Below are 14,437 nucleotides of genomic sequence, written 5' to 3'. Positions count from 1 at the left end.
ATTCCTATCGAAATATGTATTTGTTTACCAAATACAGAGTAATAAGTATAAGAAGCCGGCAGATTCTTACCAATTAAATAGTATAAAATTGCACAAATTTTTCTCTTCATATTTATACTCCTAAGTAAAATTTGATTATATGGGTCAAAATAATTTTAAGAATTATTATTAAACAATTTATTATTATTCTACAAACCCGCACCCATCAACCAATGCTTCCCTTTGTAACTCCTTCATTTTTTGTGACATCGGCTTCCTTAATGTCCAATTATCATTATATAGAGGTCTTTCATTTATTAAATTAGAGTACTTCTTATTATAGTCCTCTATACTGCATATTGCTCTTGCTGGGTTTCCAGCAGCTACTAAATTTGAAGGTATATCCTTAGAAACCACACTTCCAGCCCCGATTATTACATTTTCTCCAATTGATACCCCTGGAAGTACTACGGTTGATGCACCGATAAAAACATTATCGCTTATCTTAACTCTTGCTATTTTAGTGTATTTATTATGCCTATTTGTACTTGCATCGTGAGCTAAAACATGAACCCTGGGTCCAAAAACAACATTATTTCCAATTTCAATTAACCAACAATGATCTGGATCAATTATTACACCCGTGTTATTAGAAAAATTATCTCCCACTAGTAAGCCTCTTTTTTTTAACATTTCTATAGAGTACTCGCCTCTGATTTTTAATTTTAAGTATTCAGATAATTTACCCAACATATTTATTCACCCATTTTATTATTTTAATAAACTATATTTCAACCAACTCTAAAAATTTATCTATTTCTTCTTGATTATCATGCTGGTTATTTCTAAGATTGTTACTTAATCTACTACGTAATTCAGTTGAATTTATTAACTTACATAAAGACTTTTCTAATCCTTTAGGGCTTAATTGTGCTATTACTCCTGTTTCTTCATCAATGATTTGTTTTTTGAACGATGGAATATCTGTAACAATTATGGGACAATGAAGATTTTTGGCTTCCTCTACTGCAATACAATGTGCTTCTGTTAATGATGGTTGAACATAAACATCACAGTTTTTAATAAACGGATAGGGATTAAGCTTTTCACCTAATAATATAAACCTATCTTCTAATCCCAACTCATAAATTTTTGATTCTACTTTCTTTCTTAAAACACCATTCCCGACTATATACCACCGAATATTATATTGTTGTTGAACAAGTAGATAACAAGCCTCAAGAGCAAGCCATATCCCTTTTTCCTCAGCAAGTCGAGCTACAGTGGCGATACGAATCCCATCAAAGCTATCAGTATATCCCTCTTCTTCTGACATTTTCTTTACCGTTTCTATTGGAGAAATATTATTTATAATTTTAATTTTATTTGAAATATCGGGGAAAAATTTTTTTAGCGATTCTTCAGCAGATTCGGAAACAGAAACGATATAGTTACTCTTTGAAAAGCATCGCCTTTCAAGATTTTTACTCCCCCAACCCTGTCTAAAACTAAACTCATAATCTTGGTGATTATATACAATTTTTTTATTTGCACTTATTTTCTCCGTTACGTAATAATTACTAAAAAAATCAAAGTAACTAATAGCGACATCGTAGTGTTTATCTATTTTACTAATTGAGTTTTTAAATACTGACCATCTAATTCCTATTCCCTTATTCAATGAAAGCTTACCTAACAAGGTTGAAAGAACTTTTCCAGTCAATAGACGAAACTTTCTCTCTTTTAATAAGCCTAAAACCGAAACTGATAGCGTAGAAGAAAAATGTTTATAAATCGGGGGTAAAACATTTACTTCTTTTGGAACCATATTAAATAGTAGTCCACTGTGATCAAATAATGCGAGATCGACTTCATATTTGTTATAATCTATAGAGGATAATAATGCTAATAAACTTTTTTCTACTCCGCCAGTATGAAGATATAAAGTAACAAACAATAACTTCTTTTTCACTGGTACCCCACGTTTCTTTATTAGATTTTAATTCCATTTCTATACTTAAGGAAGCAATTAATTCGATAAAGTTCTGCAACTAATCATTGTTTATACCATATAATGATAACCACTCAGGGATATTTTCTAAGATATTAAAACCTAATTTCGAAAAATTATTGTTAACTGTTTTATCTTCAGGTTTATTAATTTCTAATGCTTTTTTTATTTCCTTTGCCCAATTCTTTATACTATCATCGAGACTAACATATTTCATTAGACCCAAACCCATATCTGTTGTTTTCGGAAGAACATCAGACACTACACAAGGTACCCCTGCACATTGAGCTTCGATTGGAGCTATTCCAAACCCTTCAAAAATGGAAGGAAATAAAAAAATATCGAATGCCTTCATTAATCGTGGAATGTCTCCCCTACTTCCCGCAAACCTTATATTTTTATATACATTCAATCTTTTCGCTTCGTTTTCTAGATAATCTCTTAATTGACCTTTCCCAACTAAGATCAATGTAACGTCTAATCCCTCATTTAGCAATTGCCTCAATATTTTTAAGATAAATTCTTGATTTTTTATATGAGATAGGCTTCCTACATGACCTATAATATTTGATCCTAATGGAATATTAAATTCACGTCTTACACTAGTAGTACATTCACCTAAATTTAAAAATTTGCTAACATCTATTCCATTTTTCAATATATGTACATTACCCTGATCTACCAATTTGGACCCAAATAAAAATTGACCTGCTTCTAAACTACATGCACAATAATCAGTTGCTGAATACTTAATTATTTTTCTTAAAATTTTCAAAGTTAGTTTTTCTTTAAAGCTATTTCCTTTTGTCCATTGATTACTGTGTGAATGAGAGATTCTCTTATTTATTCCTGTCAATTTTGCCGCCAGTATAGGAAAACCACTTTGATAATCTGTATGTGAGTGTACAGCAATGTACCGTTTCGATGAAGTAATTCTTTTTAATTCTTTTATATAATTTATCGGGCCTGCACTCCCTAAACTAGGAATCTTATATATTTCCCCACCTAAATTAGTAATTTCATCGTCATAATCACATTTCTCCTCTCTATGTGTAACAAAGTCAAACTGTACCTGTGTTTTATCTAAATTACGATAAATATTCATTAATAAAGTTTCCGTGCCACCACGGTTCATTGCACTAACAATATGCAATATCCTCTTTGCATCCGCCATTTTCTACACAACCTCCACAGATATATATATATATAAATGGATAATATCACTAGAAATCCAAATAATTACTTTTATAAATAATATTTAGACTAATAACATTTTCATAGTAAAAATACAAAAAATAAAATACTATAATTAGGAAATAAATTAGTTTTTCATCTTTAAAATTAAATAGTTTTGTAACCCACGAAATCAATATAATGTTGTACAACCCAAAATAAAATGTAAATCTTGCAAATATCCAGTCTTGTGTTGAGATAATCATAAAAACAAAGCCCAAGATACACATATTTATAATATAGTCACTATTTTCATTAATATTTGATAATTTCTCTCTTCCAAAATATGCTATTACAATAGGGACTGCATAAACAAAAACTCTTATAATATTTGCTCCGCCGTAAACAATATCCTTATAACCACCATATTGGGTATCCTCAAGAGCTGAAAATAAAACTGTGCTGAATTCATTAAACCCAATTACTATACCTATAGCTATTATCAGTAGGAAAAGTGTGGACGCTGACCAAGCTTTTCTTCTTACTAAAAAATAAATTGGAAGAAGTATATAAGCAGTATTATGAAACTGGGCAGCAATCAATATTACCAAAAAATACGCCTTCCAGTTACCATTAAATAGAAATTTTGAAGCAGAAAACACTATAGCAGCCGCGAGAAATTGTCTAATTCCATTCATTCCAGTAACAAATAATCCCCCAGTTATATAAACATATACTCCTAGTTCAAAAATCCTTGAATATTTATATAAAACTAAAATTATTATCAAATTAGTTATTAAAGAAGTAATTATTATAATAAATTGGGGATCAACCGACACCTTTTGTAAAACCATTTGATAAATATTAAAACCAATATCCTTTTTACCCTTTATATTCTCCCAAGTAAAAAGGGTTTTGGAGTAAGAGTTCATATATGCCTTAGTATCTCCAATATTTATTCTAAGGCCGGAAACAAGAATTAAGATTAATGCAGAAAAAAATGTCAGAAGTACATTGGGTCTAATATATTCCGAATTTGCCAATAGAGGCTTAGAAAAATATCTTGCGAATGTCGAAAATATATAAACAAGCCCAAGATTCACCCATAATATGGTCATTTTATTTAATCACTTCCGTAATAACTGTTTTTTACTGTCAAAATGTCATGATATTCTATTTAATACTATTTAGAACTGTTAATTTTTTTGTATTTTTAATATAAAAAAATAAAATGATTCCAATAGGAGTTGCAAAAAGTGTTGTTAATTTACAAGGGGATTCAAGTATGTATCTAAAATTTTTAAGTAATAAATTACTTGAGACATAGTGAATTGCCTCTCTATATCGATTTTTTAAATTTGGTGCGTTTTGCATAGCTACCTTTCGAAAAAAGGAAAAACTTCTAGGGTTCCTTTTATATTGGTTTATAATATTCATACTCGATCCATCAGGCAGGTACTCGACATAACATAGGACTTCATTCATCAATAGTAATGGGAACTTTTGGTCTATAAGAATATATTTATAACTTAACGGACAATACTTTTCTCCTGTAAAAATCGGATATGGAGGAGTATTTTTAGTTAAATCTGTCCGATAAACTAGTTTCTTGTCTCCTTTAACTTTATGTTTTGCATATAAATTAAATAAACTAGATTCCTTTACGCCATTTGGCATCACCGTACCGATTACATTTCCTTCTGGGGTAGCATCCAAACCTATCATCCCTGCGTATTTTTCATCGCCAAACTTCTCCCAATTTAACTTAATTTTCTCTACCGCATCATCTGGCATATAATCATCAGAATCAATACATACATTTAGCTCTGTGTCAATTAACTCATAGGCTGTATTATGTGCTCCATGCATTCCCTGATTTTCTTGATGGTAATATCGAATGGGAACTATATTCTCGGCAATCCATCCTTCTACTAATTGTCTTGTATTATCTGTTGAACCATCGTCAACTATTAACCAGGTAAAATCTTTGGAAGTTTGTCTTTTTAAACTCTCATAGCATAAATGTAAAGTGTAAGCACGATTATATGTAGGTGTGAATATTGTTAGGATTGGCTTCATGCTTAATACCCCCTTTATTGAGTACAGTCATAATACTATTTAGTACCAATCTATCTGGTCTTACAAATTGATGATAATAATTAAAATTATTTATCATCATTTGATATCGTAATTCAGCATTGTTAATTAACCTATATATTTGTTCCACACACTCTTCGGCTGTTTTAAAAGTAAGGTAATTGTACTTATCCAAAAGATTTCCTGGTACTTCATAGTGTAATTCTTCAGTAACAATTGCCCTGCTTGCCGCAATATATTCTGCAAATTTCCAGCCAATAGATTCATGTAATCCCATTGTTGCAACACAAATAGATGATTCTTTTACCTTTTTTATGTAATTATTCCTCTTTGTAATTGCTTTATCGTTAATAATGACATCTGGATAATTCTCAGAAGCAAATCTTGATGGTGATATTCCTCCAAAAAATTGGTCACCAAATTCTTTTTTACATAATCTAATACAGTTTACTCGCAGTTCATTTATGAAAATTCGTTCCTCCTTTTTATCCAAAGAAATTCCTTCAGTAGTATCACCATTTATATCCCACAATCTAGCCATAAATAAAATTTTTGGATTCAGATCTATAGTTGGAATATCCTCAAATGAATGAACATAGTATTGGCCATTATAGTATTCGGAGAAAGGTAACATACGTACCATTTTCTTAATCTTGTCCTTTTTGGGATCCTGTTTTGTGGGTGAATGTGATATATTCCTAGGGATTGTAACCATATAATTAAGCCCAAGGGGATACATTTTATGGTTACTACATAAATTTTCATTATATTTTCTGCTAAAACTTCGTTTAAAATAGTAATCATAACTATTTAAGAGGTTATTCATAAACCTAACATAGTCCTGTTTTTCCGTTAAAAGGTTATCATATCCATCGTTAACATCATATAAGACCCGGTATTGATTATTAACGATTACCTCCATCATATTGTAGGGTAATTTTTCATTTGCATTTAATTTCTCAACTTTTAAATCAATAATTCCATTCTTTTTAAGGAGTTGAAATCCAGCAGTAATATTATAAAGATGAAGAGGAACCTCTCCTAACCTTATACAACATGTTATCTTAGACATTTTACTCTCCTACTCAATAACCTATATTTATAGAGAAACAGATTGAAATATAGTTAATGACTTTTGTTTTGTTGATATTAAATTCGTATAATAATCTTGAATCCATGCAGCAGATTGAGTTATATCAAATCCCTTTTCTATTAGAAATCTCGAATTGTCTTTTAGTCCCTTTCTAAGACATATTGCTTCGTCTGCCCATTTCTTTGGTGAATCATTAAGATTTTTATAGCTTATTAAACCGGCGCCAATATCTACTTCTTTTGTTATAGAATCACTAACCAAACAAGGTAAGCCTGCTCCCTGAGCTTCAATTAATGTAACTGGCAATCCTTCGTGAAATGATGGAAAAATCATTAAATCAAATGCTTGTACTAAATGGTTTATATCACTTCTTAAACCTAAAAATTTCACTTTATTAAGCAGTCCATTTTTCTCAGCTTTTTCCTCCATACTTTTCTTTAAGGGTCCTTCTCCAACTAATAGAAGATACGAATTTGGTCTGATTTTTATTATTTCTGAAAAAATCTCCAATAAAAACTCATGGTTTTTTTGATGGCAAAATCTCCCTACATGCCCCACGAGTAATTCATTATTGTTCAGGTTTAATTCCTGACGTATATTATTGCTTACTATGGGAGAGTATTTAAATTTTTCATAATCAATTCCATTCTTTAATATCAATGCATCACCTGTTCTTCGACCAAATAACCATTTAGAGGCTTCCGAAGAGCAAGCAATTAGATCTGTTGCACATTTCTCAATAAAACCTCCAGCGTACCACTTATAACATTTTGCTAGTAATCCACCCTCACTATTGGTGTTATGACTATGAGAAATTCTAAATTGAATTCCAGCCTTTTTTGCAGTCTTTAGAATAAGCCCACTCATTTTATCCATGTGAGAATGGACAATACTATATTGTTTATTACTGCTAAAGAAATTAAATAGATTTTCTAAATATTTAAAATGACCAACATTATTTATATAAGGTATTCGATGAATTATTCCACCTAACTCAATAATTTCCTTATCAAAAACCCCCTCTTTACTTGTTAGGAAATCAAATTGAACCTTTGATCTATCCATATTCCGATATAGATTCATGATTAACGTTTCTGCTCCACCACGGTTCATATTGACCACAACATGTAAAATTCTTAATGGACCGCCCACAAATTACCCTCCAATTCATTCATTTGTTCAAGGTAAATTTCACTTTTTTCACCCAAAACCTTTTGGTTACTAAAGTTTGTTAAAATCTTTTTACGTCCATTTGAACCAAGTTCATTTTTTAATTGTCTATTATTTGCTATTAGTTTGATTTTTTCAGCAAAATCTGATGATTGATTTTCAATGAGCCATCCATTTTTTTCATTTTGTATAAGTTCCCTATGCCCCCTATTATTATTTGCAACTACAGGGAGCCCGCAGGCCATCGCTTCCATAATATTTACAGGAAGCCCTTCTCTTTGACTGGAAGCCACTGCTAAATCACTGATATTTAACAGATTTTCAATATCATTTCTAAACCCCAGAAAATCAATCATATCTTCCACCTTTAATATTTGCGCTAGCTTTTGACATTCATCTAATAAAGGCCCATCACCTGCTAACAAAAGTTTAGCATTGGGTACTTCATCTTTTAAGAGAGCTATGGATTCAATTAACAACTTTTGGTTTTTATTTTTATTAAATTCAGCAGCATAAAACATTAAAAAATCATCAAGCTTATAGCCTAATGATTTCCTTGAATTATTCTTTTGTGAATCAGTTACAGGTTTAAAAATATCCGTATTGACACCAACGCCATGCACGTGCTTGATAGATTTTGCCTTAAATCGGTGAGATTTAGCCAATTGATAATCCTCTTGATTAATTGTTACAAGGCAATCAGTGAAAGAAGCAAGGACCTTTTCTATTGGATAATAAAGAAGCCAGTTTATTAATGGTGCTCCTTTACAAAAATGAAAACCGTGTGCTGTATAAATCACCTTTGTTCCCTGTTTTCTTACATTCCTTGCAGCCACCCGTGTTAGTACCCCTCCCATGGGGGTATGACCATGAATAATATTGTAGTGATTGTAATCGATTATTTTTTTTAGTTCCTTATAAGCCTTTATATTCTTTTTATGAAAAGGTAATCTTTGAATAGGGATATTAAACTTCTTATCTACAAATGGAAGTATCAATTCTCCCGCAGCAGCAACGTGAACTTCCCAACCTTGCTCTTTAAACCATTTTAGATATTGTAAATGAAAAGCCTTAAAATGATAATCCACAGTTGCACAGAATAAAACTTTCTTTTTCATTACTAACATCCATCCTTTTCTATCGAACTATTTAATTAGCTCCCTTCTAGAACAGATGTAATAAATCTAGGAGCATTTCTTTTACGTTACTTTTGTCGCTGAAAGAAATATTATTCCAAGTCCACAAGGGGGATAATACTGTTTATTAAAGTTGGATCTAAGTAACATCGTTACACTGGAACTGAAATTTTTGATTTCGGCATTACGTTATAGTTAGCTAGATCAATGAGTCTTGCCCTTATTTCTTCTTTTTCCATGCTAGAATATGTTAGAACTATTTCTTCGATTTCTTTTATTAACAATTCAGAAGTTCTCCCAATATAAATCTTTGGGTAAATTTGCTGTTCATGAACCTCGTCCTCTTTTAATAATTCCTCAAATAATTTTTCCCCCGGTCTAATTCCTGAAAATTCAATACCAATTTCTTCAATAGAATTACCCGATAGTTTGATTAGATTTTTTGCTAAATCTACAATTTTTACAGGGTCACCCATATCTAATACAAAAATTTCTCCTCCGTTTGCAAGTGCTCCTGCTTGAAGCACTAATCTTGACGCCTCTGGAATGGTCATAAAGTAGCGAATCATATCAGGATGGGTAACTGTAACAGGCCCTCCTTTTTCAATCTGCTTTTTAAATAAAGGAATTACACTTCCTCTACTTCCCAATACATTTCCAAAACGGACCGCAACAAATTTAGTATTACTTTGTTGGTCCATATGTTGGATAATCATTTCGGCTAGCTTTTTTGCCGCACCCATAACACTCGTAGGGTTCACCGCTTTATCGGTTGATATCATAACGAAGGTCTTTACACCATTCCAACTCGCAGCTTTTGCTACCTTCATTGTCCCAATAATGTTATTTTTAACAGCTTCTTCTGGATTTGCTTCCATTAGAGGAACATGTTTATGAGCTGCAGCATGGTAAACAATATCAGGTTGGTATGTATTCATAATGGACATCAATTTCTTTTCATCTTGTATATCAGCAATCACTGGAATTAATTCAATTGTAGTATTTTTATTCATTTCTTTTAATTCCATTTCAATAGAATAGATGCTATTTTCACCATGCCCTAATAAAATTAGTGTTTTGGGATTAAAATTCACTATTTGTCTACATATTTCTGATCCTATTGATCCTCCGGCACCAGTAACTAAAACTACTTTATTCGTTACATTATCTGATATTCTATTGATATCTAATTCAACTGGTTCCCTACCTAGTAAATCCTCTACCTGTACATCACGAAATTGACTAACTGACACTTTTCCAGTCATTAAATCTTCTAACATTGGTAATATTTGTGTTTTAGCGTTTGTTTTTGCACATTCTAGGAAAATAGCTTTTAACTCTTTTTTCATCAATGATGGTATGGCAATCACTATATTATCTATTTCATACTCAATAACGGACTTCTCGATATCATCGATACTTCCCACCACAGGAACACCTAATATATCAAGTCTGTGTTTTTTAGGGTCATCATCAATAAAAGCAACTGGTAAAAGGTCCGCTTGAATATTTTGTATTAACTGCCTCACCACCATAGTTCCAGCCGATCCCGCCCCTACAATTAGCGTTCTTTTTTTATTAACCATTTTATTAAGACGAGCATCTCTATGTATTCTCCAACAAAAACGAGACCCTCCAATTATAGACATATTAAGTAACCAGGTTACGGCAAGTAATCGAAAAAATATTTCATGAACGATTAACTGTTGGAAAATAGCTGCGAGAAATACAGAGATAGTTACAATCTTTAAGATACTTAACAATTCACCAACACTCGCATATTCCCAGGCTTTTTTGTACAAATGAAATTTAAATGATAATGTATAATGACCTAGTAAAATAACAATACAGCTTATTAAGACTGGAAAGGTTACAACCTGAATCGTTCCATTTACTAAAAAGCAGCTTATAAAAATAGCAGTTAATACTATACATGAATCTATAAGTATAAATAAGGATAATCGTTGTTGATAAGACATATAACCCCCCCTAGATTTATTCCTTGTAATGGAATTAAATTGTTGTTTTTGTTCTAATTCGGATTGCATTGTCAATCACTTTTTTGATTTCAACCAATTGATCTCTGGAGGCATCTTGCTTAATATACCTCACTGCCTTTTTAATACATTTTGGATAAAGATTATCATTCTTCAAAATATCACTTCCTTTTAAAAATCCTTAATTATATATTCTCAATTAAGAACGTATAATTAAAAATTTTTATTAGTAAAATAGGGCATTTAACCCTCCCTCACATCACACTCTTGACAACTTGTGTCTAAGGTTATAACCCACAGCATGATCGAGTGCCTCCATTGATATTGGAAAGGAGACATCTCCATAAGCATAAAGAATTACCAAGCATCAATACGTTTCTAATAACGAACAATAGTTCAAAAAAATTTTACCCTTTAAGCTAATTATTGGTTTAAAACTATTCCCACAATATTTGCTTTGGAAAATTCAATTACTTTCTTTGCTTCAGCAGCTTTTTCTAATTTGGTTTTTCCATTTTGAGTTACAAGTATAACTCCGTCACACTGACTTGCAAGAAGCTTAGTATCTGTTACCTCTAAGATTGAATTGGAATCAATTATAATAATATCATAACTTTGTTCTACCTTATTAAGGAGCTCTGGCAGCCTCTGTGAACCAATTAATTCAACTGGATTAAAAGGAACTACTCCACTTGTTAGTAAATCCAGCCTCCAAACTTCAGTATGAATTATAGCCTCAGAAAATGATGCTCTTCCTGTAAGAACATCGGTTAAACCAATCTTATTTGATGTATTAAAGAAAGAATGTAAAGCAGGCTTTCTTAAATTCCCATCGATTAAAAGAACTTTTTTCTTCTGCTGGGCTAACGAAACAGCAAGGTTAGTCGCTATTGTAGATTTTCCTTCACCGTCTTCTGAAGAAGTAATTAATATAGTACGGCTGTTTTGCTCTGACATGATGAATTTCATATTGGTTTGAATCATTCTAAATTGTTCAGAAATCACAGAATCAGGATGAGTGTGTGCAATTATTGTTCTATTTTCTGCCGACCAAAATCTTCGAATTTTATTTAAGACCAATATTCTCACCTCTAGATTCCAATTGAAATTTCATGCTTCTCTTTTTAACATTTCTTTTGGTTACTTTTGGAACTCTTCCTAATAAGGGAAGACCCAGTAGGTTTTCAATATCATGATTAGGTCGGATCCTATCATCGAATGAATCTAATAAAAAGGCTAATCCGATTCCAACAACAAGACCCCCAATTATGCCAAGATAAAGCTTATTATTGTTTTTTTGATTAATTGGAACAGGGTTTACCTTTGCTTTTGATAATAGTCGAACATAATCTTGACCAATAATATTAGGAACTTCATCCCTAAAGATTTGAGCTGTGGTATCCGCTATGTTTGCTGCTTGTTCAGGATTTGGATCTATCACAGTAATACTAACTACTTGAGATGAATCAATGCTAGTAACAGTAATTTTTCCGGCTAGTTCCTCAGTTGTTGAATTTAGTCCTAGTTGTTGAATAACTCTATCTAATATAACCGAATCTTTTACTATAACCTGAAGCGTTTTTCTTGACTCTTCATCAGCCCCAATAATAATTCTTGATGAAGATGCATATAAAGGTGTAGTAGACGCATTGTTTAATATTGCTCCTGCTGTTCCTGCTAAAACTGTAACTAATACAATTATCCAAAGATTCCTTTTTAGAACTGTGAATATCTCCGTTAAATTAATTTCCTTTGCTTTATTTCTACCATTAATCCCATTTAAACGTTCCATTCTACCACCTTACCAATATGACATCACTAAACTACTTCCGTTCTCCATAATGAACCTTTTTTGAAAAAAATTAAATACAGAACTATATTCATTATATTAGTTCTTTATAAAGAACATGTCAATAACAATGTATATTTTAACAATCATATATTGTATAAAATAAGGAAATCAAAATGAATCAAACACTTACTCCCATTTGCTTTTCTAGTAAATTACTAAACAGCCCCCTTTTTTCATTGGCTAATTGGTTAAACTGTCCATTTTGAATAATTTTCCCTTCATCCAATACAACCACTTGATCAGCATTTCTAATAGTTGATAATCGATGTGCAATTACAATTACGGTCATTGTTCCTTTGAGCTCTTCTATCGCCTCTTGAATCCTTGTTTCATTTTCTGTATCTAAAGCACTTGTTGCTTCATCTAAAATAAGAATTGATGGCTTTCGTAAAACTGCTCTAGCTAATACAAGTCTCTGACGTTCTCCACCAGATAACTTAACCCCCCTATCACCAATTAGAGTATCAAGCCCATTAGGTAAATTTCTTACAAAGTTTTCAGCTGCTGCAAATTTTAGAGCCTCCCATATTTCCTTTTCACTCGTTTTTGGATCTATAATGAACATATTTTCTCGTATGCTACCATTAAACAAAAAAGGATCTTGGGGAACATAGCTAATTGACTTTCTTAATGAGTGCAAATTTTCAGTATCCAATGGATTACCATCTATTAGAACCTGACCAGATTCAGGACAATTAAGACCCATTAATAAATCAATTAATGTGCTTTTTCCAGCTCCAGAACGTCCAACAATCGCAGTCATCTTATTTGCTGGGACAATTAGATTAATATTTTCCAATGCATAAACCGGTTGATTAGAGTTATACCGAAAGTATACATTTTTACATTCAATGTGTTTCTCAATTCTAAATGGCTCAATGTGATTGTGGGCAAATTCATCGAATTCCTTAAATTGTTTGCATTTACTTTGTAATTCTAATAGTGCGTTAAAGGAGGGGATTATTGAGCCTAATTGCTCTAGATTTGATTGCAAACCACTAAATCTAGGCCATAACCTTGAAAAAATAACCACAATTAGCATTAATTGTGCAGGTTTCGCATTAACTATTTTTATAGAAAAAAACATAAAAAATGCTATTAAAATAGCTGAAATTACCTTATAAATAAATTGCGAAATTGTATTAACCTTTATTAATTCTATTCGATTTTTTTCCATCTTTTCACTTAAATCATTAAAGAGTCTGATGTGGATTCCTTCTAACATGTTACTTTTTATATCTTTAATCCCATTGAAGTGGTCAGTAATACCTGCAGTATACGCCTGAGTAAGCTGATATGTTTCTTTTCCTAAAACATTTGACTTATTAATAAACCTTCTTGAAAAAAGGATTATTCCTATTCCAAATATAAGGACAGATAAAGTCAACTGGATAGATAACAAAAATGCAATTCCTAACTGAATAAGAGTAAAAACAATTGAGGTTAATAATTGAAGAAACAAGTTTGTTCCTGCACTCACTAGTGTTATTTCATTAGTCATTAAATTAATGAGATCCGATTTTCTTTTATTAAGAAAAAATTCCCAATTAGTTTGTAACAAAGACTTATAAATATCCTCACGTAAATGTCGAATATATCCTTGCTGAATTTTAACGTTTAAAATGGTTTGCTTTCTTTGAAAAAAGCTTTGCCCAACAATTATTAAAATAAAAACACTCAAAATTATAACTAAACTATAAGATCTAGGTAAACTTCCAAACAATCTTGATAACCAAGATAACGCAGGGGTAGTTTGGGAATCAACTTCCACTAACCCGCTAAGGTTTATCAATGGTACTAATAATAAAATGCCTACCCCCTCGAATAAACTTATTAATACCATACCGATTAGATTAAAATAAAGTATCGGACCTGCAAGGGATTGTAAACGTCTAGTAAAATATAAAAGTTGCTCCATCTACACTTCCT

At 31.6% G+C, this 14,437-nt stretch carries 12 protein-coding genes; all 12 read right to left on the bottom strand.

Annotation, left to right across the window (positions count from 1 at the left end; genetic code table 11):
- Positions 1-183 precede the first annotated feature (183 nt).
- Entirely contained in the window at positions 184-732 is a 549-nt protein-coding gene (locus J7E81_RS17955; RefSeq protein ID WP_215044530.1) for a DapH/DapD/GlmU-related protein, read from the bottom strand.
- A 31-nt stretch (positions 733-763) separates the two neighbouring features.
- On the bottom strand, positions 764-1,951 hold the full coding sequence (locus J7E81_RS31110; protein ID WP_215044528.1) for a glycosyltransferase: 1,188 nt from the start codon (positions 1,949-1,951) through the stop codon (positions 764-766).
- A gap of 79 nt (positions 1,952-2,030) precedes the next feature.
- Positions 2,031-3,164, bottom strand: a complete 1,134-nt coding sequence (locus J7E81_RS17945; protein WP_215044526.1) for a glycosyltransferase family 1 protein — start codon at positions 3,162-3,164, stop codon at positions 2,031-2,033.
- A gap of 49 nt (positions 3,165-3,213) precedes the next feature.
- Positions 3,214-4,281 carry an EpsG family protein gene (locus J7E81_RS17940; protein ID WP_215044523.1) on the bottom strand — a complete coding sequence of 356 codons (1,068 nt, stop codon included), beginning with the start codon at positions 4,279-4,281 and terminating at the stop codon, positions 3,214-3,216.
- A gap of 55 nt (positions 4,282-4,336) precedes the next feature.
- The gene (locus J7E81_RS17935; RefSeq protein ID WP_215044521.1) at positions 4,337-5,242 is read right to left on the bottom strand and encodes a glycosyltransferase family 2 protein; all 906 of its coding nucleotides are present in this window, start codon (positions 5,240-5,242) and stop codon (positions 4,337-4,339) included.
- Complete coding sequence (locus J7E81_RS17930; RefSeq protein ID WP_215044519.1) at positions 5,205-6,332, bottom strand: glycosyltransferase family 1 protein; 1,128 nt, start codon at positions 6,330-6,332, stop codon at positions 5,205-5,207. Before J7E81_RS17930 ends, J7E81_RS17935 begins: the two co-directional genes overlap by 38 nt.
- A gap of 27 nt (positions 6,333-6,359) precedes the next feature.
- On the bottom strand, positions 6,360-7,505 hold the full coding sequence (locus tag J7E81_RS17925; RefSeq protein WP_215044517.1) for a glycosyltransferase family 1 protein: 1,146 nt from the start codon (positions 7,503-7,505) through the stop codon (positions 6,360-6,362).
- Positions 7,490-8,641: a glycosyltransferase family 4 protein gene (locus J7E81_RS17920; protein ID WP_215044515.1), complete on the bottom strand. Its 1,152-nt coding sequence runs from the start codon at positions 8,639-8,641 to the stop codon at positions 7,490-7,492. The genes J7E81_RS17925 and J7E81_RS17920 overlap by 16 nt, the downstream gene beginning before the upstream one ends.
- Positions 8,642-8,811: 170 nt before the next feature.
- Positions 8,812-10,638, bottom strand: a complete 1,827-nt coding sequence (locus J7E81_RS17915) for a polysaccharide biosynthesis protein (RefSeq protein WP_215044513.1) — start codon at positions 10,636-10,638, stop codon at positions 8,812-8,814.
- Positions 10,639-11,079: 441 nt separating this feature from the next.
- Positions 11,080-11,736, bottom strand: a complete 657-nt coding sequence (locus tag J7E81_RS17910; RefSeq protein WP_251028725.1) for a CpsD/CapB family tyrosine-protein kinase — start codon at positions 11,734-11,736, stop codon at positions 11,080-11,082.
- Positions 11,723-12,448: a YveK family protein gene (locus J7E81_RS17905; RefSeq protein ID WP_215044511.1), complete on the bottom strand. Its 726-nt coding sequence runs from the start codon at positions 12,446-12,448 to the stop codon at positions 11,723-11,725. The genes J7E81_RS17910 and J7E81_RS17905 overlap by 14 nt, the downstream gene beginning before the upstream one ends.
- Before the next feature lie 178 nt (positions 12,449-12,626).
- Positions 12,627-14,426, bottom strand: a complete 1,800-nt coding sequence (locus tag J7E81_RS17900) for an ABC transporter ATP-binding protein (protein WP_215044509.1) — start codon at positions 14,424-14,426, stop codon at positions 12,627-12,629.
- Between the last annotated feature and the right edge of the window lie 11 nt (positions 14,427-14,437).

It is taken from the genome of Bacillus sp. ISL-18 (assembly GCF_018613415.1).
Classification (GTDB): domain Bacteria; phylum Bacillota; class Bacilli; order Bacillales; family Cytobacillaceae; genus Neobacillus.
This window is presented reverse-complemented; position numbering and strand designations above follow the sequence as displayed.